Below are 13,594 nucleotides of genomic sequence, written 5' to 3' on the forward strand. Positions count from 1 at the left end.
CAGCCGACCGTACGGAGGACACCCATGCGCAGCGCCACCGGCAAGCGTGGCGGGGGGCGCTGTCGCGTTCACCGACACCGGCTTGCTATGGCGTCATGCAGTTCCTGGACGTCTTCCAGAGTCTCGAGAACCACATCGGCCCCTGCGTCTCTCAGGGCGGGAGCCGCGGTCTTCCCAGAGGCGACCGCGACGACCGCGGCGCCGCCTTCGAGACCTGTGCGGACGTCCTCCAGCGAGTCGCCGATGATGACGGTGTTGGAGCGGGTGAAGATCGTCCCGTGCTTGGCCTGAGCGCGCTTCTGCGCGATGCCGACGAGCGCCGGCCGGTGCTGATCGTCTGAGGCGAACCCGCCGATCTCTGTTTCGACGTAGCCTCCGAGGTCAAAGGCCGCGAGCTTCAGCAGAGCGTTCGGCTTGAGGTTGCCCGTGACGACGGTCGGAACGTATTCGGGGCGCTCGTGGACCGATCGCAGCGCCTCGATAGCGCCGGGCATGAGGACGCCATGCTCCCGCAGGTCATCCGTATGGGCGGCGAGGCGTTGGGGAACAAGGTCCACCATCCGCGGCAGCAGCTCGGGGACGTCGTCCTCCGGGACGCCGTTGTCCAGGAGGAGGACTCGAATCGCGAGGGGCATCGTCACACCCGTACCGCGAGCCGGGAGGTGCTCAGCCGGGCGACCGACAACCTCGGCGAAGGCTTCACGGTAGACCTGCCGGTCGATGTCGCCGACGTACAGCAACGTACGGTCGATGTCCCACAGGATCAGAACCTGCTCGGCCTGCGTCACGTTCGGCTCCTCGTTCCCATCACAGCGGCGGCCCGCTCCTGCAGGTCCCGAGCGTATGGGGTGTGTCTGACCGGCTGCAGCTCGGCCAGCATGTTCTGGATGTGATCGTTCAGCCGGGCGGACTGGAGCTGCTCGGCGAGGTCGAGTACTTCGTGCGCCGTGGCGCATCCGGCGTCGACGTCACCTTCCCGGAGGTGGGCGGATGCGGCGCGGGTGAGGAACAGGCCACGGGTGCGCTGGTCAGCCGGGTTGAGCGCCTTCCGCGCCTGGGCGAAGCTGGTCACGGCCTTGTCGGGCTCGCCGAGGTCGAGGTAGCAGCTGCCGGACTGTCCGTGGATCTCGCCTGTGTTGATCCAGTACAGCCAGGCGGGGTCGTTGTCGGATCGGCCTCGGGCGCAGAGTTCCGCGGCGCGGTCGAGCGCCGCAACTGCCTCGTCCTGCTCGCCGAGCTTCGCGTGCCCCCGCGCTTGGCGGGTCAGCAGCATGGCCTCCAGGGCCGGCGCGTCCAGGTTCCTGATCTTCTCGCGTGCCGCTGATGCCGCGATCACCGCGCTGCGGGGAGATCCAGTGGAGTAGCCGTGGATGGCCAGGTAGGAGAGTGCGCCGGCTCCCAGCCGGGCATCCCCCGAAGCCTTCGCGGCGCGGAGCGCGGCGAGCAGGTACACCTGCGTGCCGTCGTGGTTCCCGGAGTCGAAGGTGAACCAGCCTGTCTGGGTGGCGGTGTCGGCGATGATCGAGGCGAGGCGTCGGCCTTTCTCCTCGTCGTACGACGCATGCTGGACGAGGCGCTTGAGGAACGCGAGGTGTGCGTCGCCGAGCTCGGCGAGGGTGCCGCTGCCCGTGCTCGCGTCCATCACGCGGAGGCTGTCCGTCGTCCGCTGCAGGCTGTCAAGAAGCTCGTTCGTGAGCTGACTTCCGTCTGCCGCTCGCACGAGCGGCTCGACTTCGGCAGTGTCCCATTGGTGCACGAAGGCAGTGAGCGCGATGCCGCTCGCACCGAGGAATCGACGACGGTCCATCGCACTGCCTCCAACCGCTGCGCCCAGTGCCGTCACCATACGGGCCGCTGTCCACGGCAGGAGCGGGTCCAGGTCGTCGGCGACCAGGTCGGGCAGCGGCGACAGAGCGGTTGCCGGGCGCGGCAGTGGGAGCGGTACGAGTTCGGCGGGTACGCCGAGGCCGGCCAGGAACTCGACGATCTTGTCGATGTTGGTGAGGCGCCGGCTCCCCGCTTCGAGCATGGACAGGAACGCCTGGCTGAGTCCGGTGAGTTGCGCGAGATCCTCTTGTCGAAGGGATCCTCGCTGTCGGACCAGTCGGCTGGCTCGGCCGAAGTCCCAGGCCGCGAGCGCCTGGCGCACATCAGGGTCTCGCCATACGCGGGCCGGCACGGTCGGAGTGTGGCGATCGAGAGCATGCGCGCGGGCACATGCGGCGCACAGGGCGTCGGAGTTGTACTGGCTCAGACGGCAGCCGCATCGATCACAGTGCCTCGGCGACTGCTGGAGCACCTCTTGCCTCCCCGTTGAGCGAGAGCGTGCAGATTCAACTACCCCTGGTGAAGCTGGAATTACTCCAGTGATATCACCCGGGGAATGTGTGCACCGGGTATTCGGCCATCAGTCTGGGAGCGCACGGCAGGTCAGCGGCTTAGACGAACGACCCGAGAGTGTGATCATTCGGGCGGTCCTGAGTGGGTGGACCTGCGGTGGAACATCCGCTCTTCGCCGTCTCTTCCACGGAGTCCAGAGTGTCCTCGGCCAGGCAGGCAGAGTTGGCGGGAATCCCGCCGCCGACAGCATTTGTTCCCACGCGGCTCGGTGCCGCACGGTCCGTCGCCAGCAGCGGGAGCATGCGCCCGGCGGAGGGGACACGGTGACCGTCAGCATCTCCGCCGTCGTGCTTCTCTCGTTCCTCACCTTCCTGTTCGTCAAGAAGGCGGGGCTCAAGGTCGGTCACGCCATCGTCTGCACGCTGCTCGGCTTCTACCTCGCCGGTTCGTCGCTCGCTCCGCCGATCGGGGAAGCCGCCACCAGCGTGGCCCGGATGATCGGCGGGATCCGCTTCTGAAGGGCTCACCTCGGCTGTGCCCGATCTCGTGGCGAGAGGCCATTCCGCCCTTCCCCGAACCGCTCGCCCTATCTCAGCTACCGCCCCGACCGGCGGACTCCCTTTCCGGAGGTACGAAGGTGACAGCCGACACCACCGCCGCGTCTGCGGAAGCGCTGCCCTGCTCGTCCGAGGCCGGCCGAGTGAGGCAGCTGTGAGCCCCCGACCCGCCTTTGACCGGAATCCGGCGTTCGACGACCGCCCCCTGCGGAGGGTGGTCGAGGACGCGGCGATGGGCCGCTGGGAAGGCGCCCGGGAGCTCCTGGCCGCGACGGGGGCGGACTGGGACCGGCGTGTCTTCCGGCTCCAGGTCCTCGCCCGCGCCGGAGCGCGGCTGACGTTCGCGGACACGTGGGCGCAGGCCGAGCCCCGCTCGCCGCACGCTTTTGCCCTGCTCGCCCATGTTCAGGCCCTGCGGTCGATGGCCGGCGGGCGAGGGCGTGGCCGCAGCGAGGCGATGGAACGGGCGTGGGAGGCGTGCGACGCCGCTGCCGACGCCCTGCCGCCGGACCCGTCGCCGTACATCGTCATGCTCGCTCTGATCCGCTTCCACTCTCCCGACCGCGATCCGGCGTGGCGGGCCACGGTGCGGCAGGTGTGGGAGCAGGTGGAGCAACGGGACCGGTGGAGCCGCGAGGCGCACCACGAGCTGCTCACCTACATGTTCCCCGCCTGGCACGGCACGGGCGGGGAAATGTTCCACTGGGCTCAGGAGCGGTGCGCGCACGCGCCCCGGGGGCTGCCGCTGCACGTCCTCCCCTTGGTCGCCCTCGCCGAGTCCCACCGGCAACGGATGGAGAAGGACGGGCATCGATACGGGCTGACCGTCCATCCGTGGACGGACAACCCGTCCACCTGGCAGGCGTGGGAGAACTGGTGGGCCTACCGGGCCCCCACCCGCCTACACGCCGGCTTCCACGAGGACGCCAACTACCTCGCCCACGCACTGTCGTTCGCGAACCGGCACAGGGAAGCCGCCGAGGTCTTCGACGCCATCGGCCCGTACGCCACCGATGCGCCGTGGAGCTACTGCGGCGACGCCCGGACGCTGTTCACGCGGCACCGCGGCTGGGCGGTGAAAGCGTCCGCACCGTACCCCCAGCGGCGCTGATCACCCAACACTCACGCCGAATCCCCTGAATCACCGAACACGAGAGGGCACCCCTATGCCTTTGGACATACCCAGCGTGACTCCCTCCGAGGAGGAGCGCCTCGCCGAGCTCGGCATCACCCAGACCCTGGACCGCTCCATGTCCGGGAAGCAGAACTTCGCCGTCTCGTTCACGATCATCAGCATCCTGTCCGGCTGCCTGACCATGTACGGGTTCGGCATGAACGCCGGCGGGCCGGCCCTGATCATGTGGGGCTGGGCGTTCGTCGGCCTGATGACCCTCTTCGTCGGGCTGTCCTTGGCGGAGGTCTGCTCCTCCTACCCGACGTCCGCCGGCCTCTACTTCTGGGCCCACAAGCTCGCCCCGCGCAGGTCGGCTCCGGCATGGGCCTGGTTCACCGGCTGGTTCAACACGCTCGGGCAGGTCGCCGTCACCGCGGGCATCGACTTCGGCGCCGCCTCGTTCCTCAACGCGTACCTGAACCTCGAATTCGGCTACGCCGCCACGCCCGGCCACACAATCATCCTCTTCGGCCTCATCCTGCTGCTCCACGCCGTCGTGAACACCTTCCGCGTGCGGATCGTGGGCTTCTTCAACACCGTGTCCGTCTGGTGGCACCTGATCGGCGTGGTGGTGATCGTCAGCGCACTGCTCGCCGTCCCTGACAGGCACCAGTCCCCCGGCTTCGTGTTCACCGAGTTCGTCAACAACACGGGCTGGGGCTCCGCCGTCTACGTCGCTCTCATCGGCCTGCTGATGGCCCAGTACACGTTCACCGGGTACGACGCGTCCGCTCACATGACGGAGGAGACGAAGAACGCCTCCGTCGAGGGGCCGAAGGGGATCGTCCGCTCCATCCTCGCCTCGTGGGCCGCCGGCTTCGTCCTGCTCTTCGGCCTGACCTTCGCCATCCAGTCGTACACCGACGCCCTCGAGTCCGGGACAGGAGTGCCTCCCGCACAGATCTTCCTCGACGCGCTCGGCGCGAGCACAGGCAAGCTGATGCTGCTCATCGTCATCGGCGCCCAGCTGTTCTGCGGCATGGCCTCCGTCACCGCCAACTCCCGCATGATCTACGCCTTCTCCCGCGACGGCGCGCTGCCCTTCTCCACGGTGTGGCACAAGCTCAACCCCGGGACGCGCACGCCGACCAACGCGGTCTGGCTGGCCGCCGGCGGCGCGTTCGTCCTCGGTCTGCCCTACCTCTTCAACAGCACGGCCTACGCCGCCGTGACGTCGATCGCGACGATCGGCTTGTACATCGCCTACGTCATCCCCACCTTCCTCCGCCTTCGCCAAGGCGAGCTCTTCCAGCGCGGCCCCTGGCACCTGGGCCGCTGGTCCAAGCCCGTCGGCATGCTCGCAGTCGCGTGGGTCGCGGTGATCACCGTGCTGTTCATGCTGCCCCAGTCCGCCCCGGTGACCGTCGACACCTTCAACTACGCCCCCGTCGCGGTCGGCGTGGTGCTCGCCTTCGCCGGGACCTGGTGGCTCGTCTCCGCCCGCAAGTGGTTCCTCAACCCGGCTCATCCGAAGAACGACCTGTCACAACCCCTCGGCAGGAGGCCGGAGAAGGCGTCTCGCTGAGGCCCGGCGGTCAATCCGCCTGACAGAGCACACGTACAGGCACTCGCGGGCCGCGCTGTCAGCAGCCCTAACGTCCTGCCCACCACCCCGTCACTTCGTGCGTATGCGTAATCACTCAGGGGTGTGCGAGCGACGGCGGATGTCGGCGCCGGGTACGAGTCTGATGCCGACCTCGCGGTCACGATTCCTCTTGGGTGAGACGCCCTGCTGAAAGTCCCATATGCCCGGCCTCTAGGTATTCAGCGTGAGTGCCGGGGCGCGTACGAGCACCACTCGCGCGCCCGGCTCACGCCGCGAGCCTGGCCTCCCCTGCGCCACCGCCCACGGTGATACCCAGCAGGCGGTGCAGGTCCGCCGTGACCACGCGATACGCGTTGCCGAGCTTGAGGACTGTGACCGGGTACTCGCCCCGCTTCGCCAGCGCGTAACCCGTGCTGCGGCCGATCGTCAGTGCCTTGTTCGCCGTGTCGAGGTCGACGGCGACAGGCAGAGCGAGCAGTTCCTCGCGGGCCATCCCCCTGACAGCCTTACACGTACCCATGACGCATCCCATCGGAAAAAGTTGTTCTGACGACAGAACGAGTATCACGAATGTTGCAGCCACATATTTTGACAGCGTAAGTTGCAGCTATGACGAACTCTGATTGGTCCCCGAGCTTCACCGCCCGCGTCGCCGAGCAGATGCGCCGGGCCCGTAAGGCCGCCGGCCTCACGGTGGCGGAGGCCGGCGAGGCGTGCGCCACCCTGGGGCTCCCGGTCCCGAAGACGACGATCACGAACCTGGAGACCAGACGCCGCAGCTCGATCGACCTGGCGGAGTTCCTCGTCCTGGCCGAGGTCTACAAGGTCCCCCCGGTCAGTCTGCTGTTCCCTCTGGGCACCGACGCCTCGGTAGCCGTGCTCCCCGACAGGGAGGTCCCGACGTGGGAGGCGGTCTCCTGGTTCACCGGTGAGACTCCCCTCGACAAGCCCGCCCCCGAGGGGTCCGCCCGGGACGTGCTCGACACCTATCGCGCGCACAGCGACGCCGTGGCCACCGCCCTGGCGTCCAGTCGGCTGGCGAAGGAACGGCGCCGGAAAGCCAGCGTCACCCTCGACGCCGCCCGCCGTGACGCCCTCCTCGAAGCCGCGGCCTCGTACGAACAGCTCGCCTTCGACGACTGCAGAGAACTGCGTGGGTTCCGCGACGCGATGCGGGAGCGCGGGCTGATTCCCCCCGCTCTCCCCACCGACCTCACGTTCGTCGACAACCCCGAGGACTAGCGTTGCCAAGCACCACCACGTCTGGCGGCACCACCACGTCCGGCGGCACCGTCACGCGCCGCTGCTCCTGCCGCAACCCCGAGACCGGCAAGAACTACGGCAAGTCATGCCCCAAGCTGACCAACCGGCGTCACGGCAACTGGTCCATACGCCACGAACTGACCAACCGACCCGACGGCACCCGCCGGGAGTTCCGCCGCAGCGGCTTCGAGTCCTCGACCGAGGCCACTAAGGAACTCAGCAAGGTCCGGGCCCTGCTGGCTATCCCGGACGAGGATGACCCCGCAGGGCACCTCGCGATCAGCGACATGCTGGAGTCCTGCGCCAAGAACAAGGAACCCCTGCCGGACTACGACGAGACCCGGCGGCGTCTGGCGGCCGGCCAGGCCCTCAACCCCAAGATGGCGGTCGCCGAGTGGCTCGACCTGTGGCTCGGAGGCAAGAAGCGCCTCCGGGTCAGCGGCCACAAGCGGTACGACGTGGACGTGCGCGTTCACCTCAAGCCGCACCTGGGCGAGATACGCCTCGACAAGCTCAACGTGCCGCACCTGGACCGGATGTTCGACGCCATCAACGAGGCGAACATCGAGATCCAGGAGCAGAACGCTCAACGGCGTGCAGCACTCGACGAGTTGAACGCCATCCCGTGGAAGGGCTTGGAAAATCGAGCTCGTCGCAAGTGGCTGAAGTCGGCCATCGACCAGATGCCGCCGTTCCGCCGGGTGACCAGCGTCAATACCCAGCACCACATCAAGGCCACCCTGCGCGCGGCCCTCAACACGGCTATCGCACAGCGGATCATCCCCAACTACAACCCGGCCGAGCACGTCGAGCTGGAACCCGGCACCAAGCCGAAGGCCCTCGTGTGGACCGACGAGCGCGTCGCCCGCTGGCGGGCCACCGGCGAGAAGCCCAGCCCCGTGATGGTCTGGACACCGGAGCAGACCGGCGCGTTCCTTGACCACGTCTTCGGGGACCGCCTGGAGGGTATGTGGCGAATGATCGCCTTCCGTGGCCTACGCCGAGGTGAGGGATGCGGACCTCGCTGGGTCGACTACTCGAAGAAGAACCGCTCGCTGGAGATCGCCACCCAGCTCGTCCAAGACGGCTGGCAGGTCCTCGAAGGGCTGCCCAAGACCAACAGCGGGATCCGCTCCGTCGCGTTGGACGACGAGACGGTCGAACTCATCGAGCGACGCCGGATCGCCCAGGAGGAGGAGAAGCGCAAGTGGGGTGACGCTTGGAAGGACACTGGCCGCATCTTCACCGAAGAGGACGGCTCCCTGCTCCACCCGGGCAGGATCTCCGACCTGTTCGATCGCCTCGTCGCCGAGGCCGGCCTGCCGCCCATCCGACTCCACGACCTGCGCCACGGTGCCGCGACGCTCATGCTCGCCGCCGGCGTCGACATCAAGGTCGTCTCGGAGACTCTCGGGCACAGCGATTCCCGCATCACCCGGGACATCTACCAGTCCGTCCTCGACGACCTCGCCCACGCCGCAGCGGCGGCGGTCGTCAAGCTCGTTCCCCGCGCCCCGCGTGCGGTTCGCTCTGCGATCGAACAGCACGCGGCTCGGCCTACTGCTCCCATCAAGGTCACGAGCGGGTGCACCTGCTCGTGCACGTGCGGTGCCGCCGACCGTCAGACGCTCACGGCATAGCGCGCACGCCACCCCTCCGACAGCTCCGGCCGGGCTCAGCCACAGCGCGGTTGAGCCCGGCCTTCGTCTGCGTCCGAGCTGTGCGTTCGGCGCTCAGTTGGTTCCGGCGTTGTACAGGTGGTCGCCGAAGAACCCGATGACGACCGTCCCGCTTCTGTCGGTGTCATCGAGATAGTGCAGTCGCGGCGCCGGAGGAGCGCCGTCGCCGATGCGGATGTGTTCCAGCATCACAGCCTTCCCCGAGGGGTCGATGTGCTCAGGGACGCGGAGGGTTCGCTGGGCCTTGCCTCGCGGGCTGCTGCTGGCGGTCTGCCCCTCGCTGACGACCACCTTGCCCTCCGCCAGCAGAGAGAACGGCTGGGTCGCGCAGTACGCCTTGAGATTGGCCAGCTCAGGGCCGGCCTTGCCGCCGCGCGCCCGCGCGAGGTCCTTGGTCTCGGCGTACGCCTGCATGGTGGCCAGCGTGGCGGCCAGACGGTTCCGCCAGTGCGGAGCCTTCTGGTGATGCTCCAGCTTCTTTGTCCCGTCCAGGTCTGCTGTAATGACGAGCGACGAGCAGTGCCACTGAGCTTGTTCAAGCACGCCACGGAGAGTGGGGGCGTCCAGCCGCGCTCTCAACGCCTCCGCCTCTCCTGGAGGTTGCTCGTCGTTCTGGCGGGTCTGCAGCCGGGCAATAGCGGCGTCACGGGCGCGCAGTGCCGCGTCCCGTTCCTTCGTCGCGGTGTCCAGCAACTCGGCGAACGTGTCTCGGTCCTTCTCCGTTGCCTCAAGCTGCGCCTGAAGTTCGGACACCTCAGGCGGCGCCGGAAGGCTCGCTGCTGCTCGTACCAGATCGGGGACCATGGAGTTGAGCTTCGCCTCAAGGTCCGGCCCTTCGTCGAGCAGCTTGGTGCAGGCCCGCAACTGGGCCTCGACCTCGCGGCGCCGGTCTCGCTCCGTCTCAGCAAGCCGCTTGTACTTGGCTGCTTCCTTCTTGTAGAGCTCGACGAGCTGCTTGCCCGCCTCGGCAGCCTCCTCCAACAGGCGGCTCACCTCGGCGCGGGTTCCTTCATCACGGGCCCTGTCTGCCGCAGGGCCGAACGGACTTATGGACATCGACCTGACGCCCCCCTCATCTCATAAGTGAAGACGAGGATAGGGGTGGTGCGAGCCGGCGCTATCCATCTACCTGGTCGTCAAGACCGCGGGCCAGCGCGGCATGCCGACGCATGACCGGCAGGGTGCCAACGTCGACCTTCCCCTGGTCGTGGTCCTCTCCGCAGGGGCAGATGCTCCAGCCGTCGTCCTCGATGCGGTCGGCCACGGCGTCCACCAGTTCGGCCAGCTCGTCGAGCACCCCCACCGCGACGTCGGCGGCTCCGTCGTCGTGCTGCTTGACCAAGGCGGCACCGATCTCGGTGGCGAGGTCCAGAAGGTGGGCCGCTGCTGACCCGTCGTCGTTGATGCTGGCGTACTTGCCGGCCTGCGATGCGGCCATGACCAGGTGGCCCAGCGACTCGACGGAGACGCTGACCGTACGGTCGTCGATCCGTACCGGCCGCATCGCATGCGGGCCGACAGACGCTCCCCGATTGTCTTCGGTCGCCGCCTTCATGATGATCTCGGCGACGGCTTCGGGGGTCACCAGGTGGACGGCTTCCTCCTGGTCCACGCCCACCTGCTGAGCCATGACCTCAACGAGGTGGTCCGCGACGCCCCGCACCGACGTCGCCTCTACCTCGACCCCATGGGTCAGCAGCACGGCGCTCGACTGCGTCACGAGCGTCTTGAACGCGAGGGTGTCCTTTGGGTCTGCCACAGTGCCCAGCGTAGAAGCAGAGGTTGGAGCGTTTGCACAAAACCGGCGTGATCTCCGAGGAGCCGCGCCGATCCGATCAGCAGCGCCGCCGCACTGCCCGCCGCGCACCCCTCTGCACAAGCTCTGCGCTCATGCGCACCCCTCGCGCTCCCCTTGGATTCGGCGGCACGATCCGGGGCAACACACCTACCAGCAGAGCCCTGCCCGACAAGGAAAAAGCCAGGTCAGACGGGGTCTGACCTGGCCTTTCTCTGAGCCGCCTTCGGGATTCGAACCCGAGACCTACGCATTACGAGTGCGTTGCTCTGGCCAACTGAGCTAAGGCGGCATGCCGTGCGATCCCCTGTCGGGTGCAGCAGCGGGGACAAGTCTACACAGGTCCAGGGGGTGCCTCGCACACACGTCGGCGGCAGCTCAGCGGCAGCGCTTGCCGGACGGAGGGACCGTGCCGTCGAGGAGGAAGGTGTTGATCGCGGTGTCGATGCAGTCGCTGCCGCGCCCGTACGCCGTGTGGCCGTCGCCCTCGTAGGTCAGGAGCCTGCCGGAGGAGAGCTGGGCGGCGAGGGACTCGGCCCACTTGTAGGGGGTCGCCGGGTCGCGGGTGGTGCCGACGACGAGGATGGGCGGGGCGCCGTCGGCGTGGATGCGGTGGGCGGTGCCGGTGGCCTTGGTGGGCCAGTACGCGCAGTTCAGGGAGGCCCAGGCCAGGCCCGCGCCGAAGACCGGGGAGGCCTTCTCGAACGACGGGACGGCGGCGGCGACCTGGTCGGGGCCGGTGAAGGCGGGCGGCTGGTCGAGGCAGTTCACGGCGGCGTTGGCGTACATCAGATTCGAGTACGTGCCGTCCTCCTCGCGCTCGTAGTAGCTGTCGGCCAGGGCCAGCAGGGCGGACCCCTCGCCGCCCATGGCCCGGGTGAGGGCCTCGCGCAGCTGCGGCCAGGCGGACTCGTCGTACATGGCGGCGATCACGCCCGTGGTGGCCAGGGCCTCACCGAGCCGGCGGCTCTCGCCGGTCGGGACGGGCTCGGCGTCGAGCTCGGCGAAGAACGCCTTGAGGTGGGCGGCGGCGTGGGTGGGCGACTCGGTGCCCAGCGGGCAGTCGGGCTGCTGGACGCAGTCGGCGGCGAAGGACCGGAAGGCCGTCTCGAAGCCGGCCGTCTGGTCGCGGTTCAGCTCGGCGGTCGACAGGGACGGATCCATCGCCCCGTCCAGGACGAACCGGCCGGTGCGGGAGGGGAAGAGCTCGGCGTACGTCGCCCCCAGGAACGTGCCGTACGAGGCGCCCACGTAGGTGAGCCGCCTGTCGCCCAGCACCTCGCGGAGGATGTCCATGTCGCGGGCCGACTCGACCGTCGACACGTGGGGCAGGATCCGGCCGGAGCGCTTCTGGCAGCCGGCCGCGAAGTCCTTGAAGGAAGCGGCGAGGCGGGCGACCTCGCCGCGGTCGTCGGGGGTCTGGTCGACCTGCGTGTACGCGTCCATCTGCCGGCCGTCGAGGCACCGGACGGGCTCGCTGCGGGCCACACCCCGCGGGTCGACCGCGACGATGTCGTAGCGGGCGCGGACGGGGGCGGGGTAGCCGACGCCCGCGTACCCCTGGAGGTAGCCGACGGCCGAGCCGCCCGGGCCGCCCGGGTTGACCAGGAGCGAACCGAGGCGCTTGCCGGGTCCGGTGGCCTTGAACCGGGACACGGCCAGCTTGATCTGCTCGCCGCGCGGCTTGGCGTAGTCGAGTGGGGCCTTCATGGTGGCGCACTCGAAACCGGGGGCGCCGCACGCGCGCCAGGTCAGCCGTTGGCCGTAGTACGCCCTGAGCTCCTCGGTCGAGGCGACCGAGGCCGAGGCCGGGGCGGAGGCGGCCGGGGTCGAACCCCCGTCCGTGCAGCCGGCCATGAGCAGGCCGAGGAGCGGGAGGGCGACGGCGGACGTGCGGAGCAGACGGCTGGAGTCCATGCCCGGAGCGTATCCGGACGTTCACCGCTTGTGGTCGCGTACTACCCGTACGGGTTACCCCGCGCGCAGCGCCATGGTCATGGCCTCCACCGCGAGCAGCGGCGCCACATTGCGGTCCATGGCCTCGCGGCAGGCGAGGACCGCCTCGATCCGGCGCAGGGTCCGCTCCGGTGTCGATTCGCGGGCCGTCCGGTCCAGCGCGTCACGCACGTCTTCGTTGGCCAGGGCCGTGCCCGCGCCCAGCTGGAGCGCCAGGACGTCGCGGTAGAAGCTCGTCAGCTCGCCGAGGGCCAGGTCGATGCTGTCGCGCTGCGTGCGGGTCCTGCGGCGCTTCTGCTTGTCCTCCAGCTCCTTCATGGCGCCCGCCGTACCGCGCGGCATCCTGCCACCGGGGGTACCGCCCAGGGCCGCCTTCAGCTCCTCGGTCTCCTTGACGTCGGTGCCCTCGGCGACCTCCTTGGCGTCCTCGGCCGCCGCGTCGATCAGCTCCTGCGCCGCCTTGAGGCAGCCGCCGATGTCCTCCACCCTCAGCGGCAGCTTGAGGACGGTGGCCCGGCGGGCCCGGGCGCGCTCGTCGGTGGCGAGGCGGCGCGCGTGGTCGATGTGGCCCTGGGTGGCGCGGGCGGCGGCGTACGCGGCCTCCGGCTCGATGCCGTCGCGCCGGATCAGGACGTCCGCGACGGCCTCGACGGGCGGCGTACGCAGCGTGAGGTGGCGGCAGCGGGAGCGGATGGTGGGCAGGACGTCCTCGATGGACGGCGCGCACAGCAGCCACACCGTGCGGGGAGCGGGCTCCTCCACCGCCTTCAGGACGGCGTTGGCGGACTTCTCGTTGAGGCGCTCGGCGTCCTCGACGAGGATGACCTGCCAGCGGCCGTTCGCGGGCGACGTGAACGACTTGCGGACCGTGTCACGCATGTCGTCGACCAGGATCTGGGTGCCCACGGCGGCGACCGTGGACACGTCGGCGTGGGTGCCGATCAGCGCGGTGTGACACCCGTCGCAGAACCCGCAGCCCGGTTCGCCGCCCAGCGCCCGGTCGGGGCTGACGCACTGGAGGGCGGCCGCGAAGGCGCGGGCGGCGGTGGTGCGCCCGGAGCCGGGCGGGCCGGTGAACAGCCACGCGTGCGTCATCTTCGACGCGTCGGGCGGTGCGGTGCCGCTCTTGTCGGCGGTGACCAGCGCGTCGGCGTCGCGGGCGGCGGCGCGCAGCTGCTCCTGCACTCGGTCCTGGCCGACCAGGTCGTCCCATACGGGCATGGGTCACCGCCTTCCTGCGTACGTATCGATCCGGCTTCCCGACGTGGGTTCCATTGTGGGGCA

The 13,594-nt window shown here is 69.1% G+C and carries 12 protein-coding genes and 1 tRNA gene; 5 read left to right on the forward strand and 8 right to left on the reverse strand.

The window, feature by feature from the left end; all coding sequences use genetic code 11:
* Positions 1 to 68: 68 nt before the first annotated feature.
* Positions 69 to 788: a haloacid dehalogenase-like hydrolase gene (locus BKD26_RS14430; RefSeq protein ID WP_084898232.1), complete on the reverse strand. Its 720-nt coding sequence runs from the start codon at positions 786 to 788 to the stop codon at positions 69 to 71.
* On the reverse strand, positions 785 to 2,179 hold the full coding sequence (locus BKD26_RS14435; protein ID WP_241518654.1) for a helix-turn-helix transcriptional regulator: 1,395 nt from the start codon (positions 2,177 to 2,179) through the stop codon (positions 785 to 787). The genes BKD26_RS14430 and BKD26_RS14435 overlap by 4 nt, the downstream gene beginning before the upstream one ends.
* 484 nt (positions 2,180 to 2,663) lie before the next feature.
* Here BKD26_RS14435 and BKD26_RS14440 point away from each other — a divergent pair, with 484 nt between their 5' ends.
* The 3 genes from BKD26_RS14440 to BKD26_RS14450 all read left to right on the forward strand — a co-directional run bounded on the left by BKD26_RS14440 (position 2,664) and on the right by BKD26_RS14450 (position 5,596).
* Positions 2,664 to 2,858, forward strand: coding sequence for a hypothetical protein (locus BKD26_RS14440; protein WP_084898234.1), 195 nt, complete (start codon positions 2,664 to 2,666; stop codon positions 2,856 to 2,858).
* Positions 2,859 to 3,051: 193 nt separating this feature from the next.
* On the forward strand, positions 3,052 to 4,008 hold the full coding sequence (locus BKD26_RS14445; RefSeq protein WP_241518655.1) for a hypothetical protein: 957 nt from the start codon (positions 3,052 to 3,054) through the stop codon (positions 4,006 to 4,008).
* A 55-nt stretch (positions 4,009 to 4,063) separates the two neighbouring features.
* Positions 4,064 to 5,596 carry an amino acid permease gene (locus BKD26_RS14450; RefSeq protein ID WP_084898235.1) on the forward strand — a complete coding sequence of 511 codons (1,533 nt, stop codon included), beginning with the start codon at positions 4,064 to 4,066 and terminating at the stop codon, positions 5,594 to 5,596.
* A 286-nt stretch (positions 5,597 to 5,882) separates the two neighbouring features.
* Here the strand turns inward: BKD26_RS14450 and BKD26_RS14455 are convergent, their stop codons facing one another.
* Positions 5,883 to 6,137 (reverse strand): integrase, encoded by a 255-nt coding sequence (locus BKD26_RS14455; protein ID WP_084898236.1) that lies wholly within the window; start codon positions 6,135 to 6,137, stop codon positions 5,883 to 5,885.
* Positions 6,138 to 6,226: 89 nt separating this feature from the next.
* On the opposite strand from BKD26_RS14455, the gene BKD26_RS14460 reads away from it, so the two are divergent.
* Positions 6,227 to 6,859: a helix-turn-helix transcriptional regulator gene (locus BKD26_RS14460; protein ID WP_084898237.1), complete on the forward strand. Its 633-nt coding sequence runs from the start codon at positions 6,227 to 6,229 to the stop codon at positions 6,857 to 6,859.
* Between the two features lie 2 nt (positions 6,860 to 6,861).
* Entirely contained in the window at positions 6,862 to 8,520 is a 1,659-nt protein-coding gene (locus tag BKD26_RS14465) for a site-specific integrase (protein ID WP_084898238.1), read from the forward strand.
* A 93-nt stretch (positions 8,521 to 8,613) separates the two neighbouring features.
* Here the strand turns inward: BKD26_RS14465 and BKD26_RS14470 are convergent, their stop codons facing one another.
* From BKD26_RS14470 to BKD26_RS14490, 5 genes are all read right to left on the reverse strand, one after another.
* Positions 8,614 to 9,552, reverse strand: coding sequence for a hypothetical protein (locus tag BKD26_RS14470; protein ID WP_084898239.1), 939 nt, complete (start codon positions 9,550 to 9,552; stop codon positions 8,614 to 8,616).
* Between the two features lie 124 nt (positions 9,553 to 9,676).
* Complete coding sequence (locus BKD26_RS14475) at positions 9,677 to 10,318, reverse strand: hypothetical protein (protein WP_143662649.1); 642 nt, start codon at positions 10,316 to 10,318, stop codon at positions 9,677 to 9,679.
* Positions 10,319 to 10,572: 254 nt separating this feature from the next.
* Positions 10,573 to 10,646 (reverse strand) — tRNA-Thr (locus tag BKD26_RS14480).
* Between the two features lie 86 nt (positions 10,647 to 10,732).
* A complete protein-coding gene (locus BKD26_RS14485) occupies positions 10,733 to 12,271 on the reverse strand; it encodes an alpha/beta hydrolase (protein ID WP_084898241.1) in 1,539 nt (512 codons plus the stop codon).
* Positions 12,272 to 12,325: 54 nt separating this feature from the next.
* Positions 12,326 to 13,531, reverse strand: coding sequence for a DNA polymerase III subunit delta' (locus BKD26_RS14490; RefSeq protein WP_084898242.1), 1,206 nt, complete (start codon positions 13,529 to 13,531; stop codon positions 12,326 to 12,328).
* Positions 13,532 to 13,594: the final 63 nt, after the last annotated feature.

It is taken from the genome of Streptomyces sp. CB03238, assembly GCF_002099185.1.
In the GTDB taxonomy this organism is placed as follows: domain Bacteria; phylum Actinomycetota; class Actinomycetes; order Streptomycetales; family Streptomycetaceae; genus Streptomyces.

What these genes read in the sequence shown, in the direction of transcription:
- BKD26_RS14485 (WP_084898241.1), bottom strand. Translation starts at nt 12,271, where the DNA reads ATGGACTCCAGCCGTCTGCTCCGCACGTCCGCCGTCGCCCTCCCGCTC.
- BKD26_RS14460 (WP_084898237.1), top strand. Translation starts at nt 6,227, where the DNA reads ATGACGAACTCTGATTGGTCCCCGAGCTTCACCGCCCGCGTCGCCGAG.
- BKD26_RS14450 (WP_084898235.1), top strand. Translation starts at nt 4,064, where the DNA reads ATGCCTTTGGACATACCCAGCGTGACTCCCTCCGAGGAGGAGCGCCTC.
- BKD26_RS14455 (WP_084898236.1), bottom strand. Translation starts at nt 6,137, where the DNA reads ATGGGTACGTGTAAGGCTGTCAGGGGGATGGCCCGCGAGGAACTGCTC.
- BKD26_RS14490 (WP_084898242.1), bottom strand. Translation starts at nt 13,531, where the DNA reads ATGCCCGTATGGGACGACCTGGTCGGCCAGGACCGAGTGCAGGAGCAG.